This window comes from Bradyrhizobium sp. SHOUNA76 (genome assembly GCF_023006445.1).
Classification (GTDB): domain Bacteria; phylum Pseudomonadota; class Alphaproteobacteria; order Rhizobiales; family Xanthobacteraceae; genus Bradyrhizobium.
In genome coordinates this window covers 1-2,294 of the sequence record NZ_JALBHA010000734.1, presented here as the reverse complement: position 1 = coordinate 2,294, position 2,294 = coordinate 1, and the positions used below count along the sequence as shown (strand labels likewise).

At 65.3% G+C, this 2,294-nt stretch carries 3 protein-coding genes; all 3 read right to left on the bottom strand.

Annotated elements, in window-relative coordinates; all coding sequences use genetic code 11:
• A partial coding sequence (locus MOV74_RS36335; RefSeq protein ID WP_246932115.1) for a diguanylate cyclase occupies nt 1–534 on the bottom strand: 534 nt, incomplete at its 3' end.
• Nucleotides 416–1,261, bottom strand: coding sequence for an alpha/beta fold hydrolase (locus MOV74_RS36330; RefSeq protein WP_246932113.1), 846 nt, complete (start codon nt 1,259–1,261; stop codon nt 416–418). The genes MOV74_RS36335 and MOV74_RS36330, both read right to left, overlap by 119 nt.
• 161 nt (nt 1,262–1,422) lie before the next feature.
• On the bottom strand, nt 1,423–2,294 hold an 872-nt coding region (locus MOV74_RS36325), incomplete at its 5' end, for an NAD(P)/FAD-dependent oxidoreductase (protein ID WP_246932111.1).

Here is a 2,294-nt window from a genome sequence, read left to right as displayed (position 1 = left end):
GGGCGCGGCGGCTTCGATCGCGGCCTGGCCGAACACCGCCGCCATGGCGTCGAGCCGGGCCTGGTTAGCGACCCAGCGCTCCCCGCTTTGGCCATTCCAGTCGGCCACCTGATAAACTTTTTTCTCTGCCATGCCATTATCCTTGTTCTGATTTGTTCTTAACTCGGAATCCTTTGATCGAGGCGAGGGGTCCGGATCGATGCCAAAGCCCGCATCGTCTCGAACAGATGCGGTTACGCTGACGATCTTCTTGCCACGGGCCTCTATCGCACCACCGCTGATCTGCTGGCGTAGGCGCTCCGCCAACAGAAACGCGCTGCCAACACCGGTTTCGCGCAGCAACACCACAAACTCCTCGCCCCCAAAACGCGCGACGTTGTCGACGGTCCTGACTTCGGCCTGGACGAGTGATCCTCTACTCGGCCCATGCCGCAATCCGTTCCGCAATCGCCTCGGGGGCCTCGATGTGCAGGAAGTGACCGACGTTGGGGACGACCTCCATCGCGCGCCGGGCGGCGAACCGATGTCGGTCATCGACTTGCGCAGGGAGGATGCAGCCGTCGTTGGCACCGTGAAGCTGCAACATGGGCACCGTGATCGGCCGAGACATACGGCGCGTCGCCCCAAGCATGCCGGGCCGCAGCATCGCCCGGTAGTACTTCAGAGGCGCGGGCATGCTCGCCCGCAGGTGCTCGTGTAGCTCCGCCTTGAGAGCAGGATCGAGCGAGAAGCCGGGCGACCACTGATGCCAGAGGCGGTCGATGAAGGCGAGATCGCGGGCGGTGGCGATCCAGCCGCTTCCCGGCAGTTGAAAGAGCCCCATGTATGAGCTCCGGCGCAGCTGAGCGGGGTCCGTCAGCCGGCTCATGAAGGTGAGTGGGTGCGGGATTGCGAGCGCGACCGCGCGTTCGATCCGCTCCGGCGCGGTGACGCAGGCATCATATGTGATCAGGGCACCCCAGTCGTGGCCAATCAACTCCACGGGTCGCCCGGGAGACCAGCGGTCGATCAGCGCGAGCACGTCGCTGGTGAGGGCTGCGAAGTCGAAAGGCCCCGCCGTCGGGGACGGCGCGTAACCGCGAAGCCAGGGAGCGACGACGTGACGGCCACGTCGGCCCAGCTCGGCAAGGAAGGGCTTCGCGGTCGGGGGATGGTCCGGGAAGCCGTGCAAGACGATCGTCGGTTGGCCATCGGGATCACCACCCTGCAACGCGTGAAAGGTGCCGTGTGGCAGGTCGAAGGTGACGTGTTCGAACTTCATGTGTGGGGCCTCTCCAACAGCGGTCGGACGAGAGATGCCGATGCTGGCTTCGGTGTTTCTGGTTTTGGACAGGTGCATCTCCTCAGGCGTCGGGTGAACTGCGGGGGCAGCCGGCCAGTCGGTTTTCGATGACACCGGTCCGGAGAAGGGAATCTGTGCTCTCAAACCACCATCGACTGCTGGGCGAAGATACCCGCCATCGCGCCCTGCGATGATGCCTGGGTGACCGAGGGCAAGAAGGTCGTGGTGAGGTCGCCGGCGGCGTAGATGCCGGGCATGCTGGTTTGGCGGCGCTCGTCGACCTTGAGGGCGATGCCGCCGGGCGTAGCCACGGTGGCGAGACCCAGTGATTCATGCAGGCTTGCGGACGGCTTGTTGCGCGGATGGGCGAACAGGATGTCGACCGCGACATCGGGGCCGGTATCGAGCTTGACGGTGGCGTTATGGGCCCCGTGATGGGCGATCCCGGTGATCCGGCCATCGACGACGGGTATGTTGCGGCGCGCCAGATCGGCCCGGATATCAGGCGGAATGTCGTGACCACCGGCGAAGAGGGTCAACCTGTCGGTCCAATCGTGGAACAGCCTGACCTGATTGTGCGATTGCGGGCCCGACCAGACGAGGCCCCAATGCTGGCCGGCGACTTCAAAGCCGTCGCAATAGGGGCAGGGCACGATGGACGTGCCCCAGCTTTCGGCAAAGCCCGGAACATCAGGCATCTGGTCGACGATGCCATAGCTCAGGATCACACGACGCGCCCGAAGGCTTTCGCCATCGGAAGTGAGGACCTTGAAATCGTCGAGGGCGCCCGAGACGCCGTCGGCCCGGGCATTGACCAGCTTGACCGTGGGATAACGCGCCAGCTGCTGCCGCGCCTCGGCCAGGATGTCCAGCGGCGGCTTGTGATCGTGGCCGAGCAGGCCATGCGAGTGGCCGGCGAAGCGATTGCGCGGCAGGCCGGTATCGAGAACGGTGACCTTGCGGCGGGCACGGCCGAGCTGCAGGGCGCCGGCGAGACCGGCAAAGCTGCCGC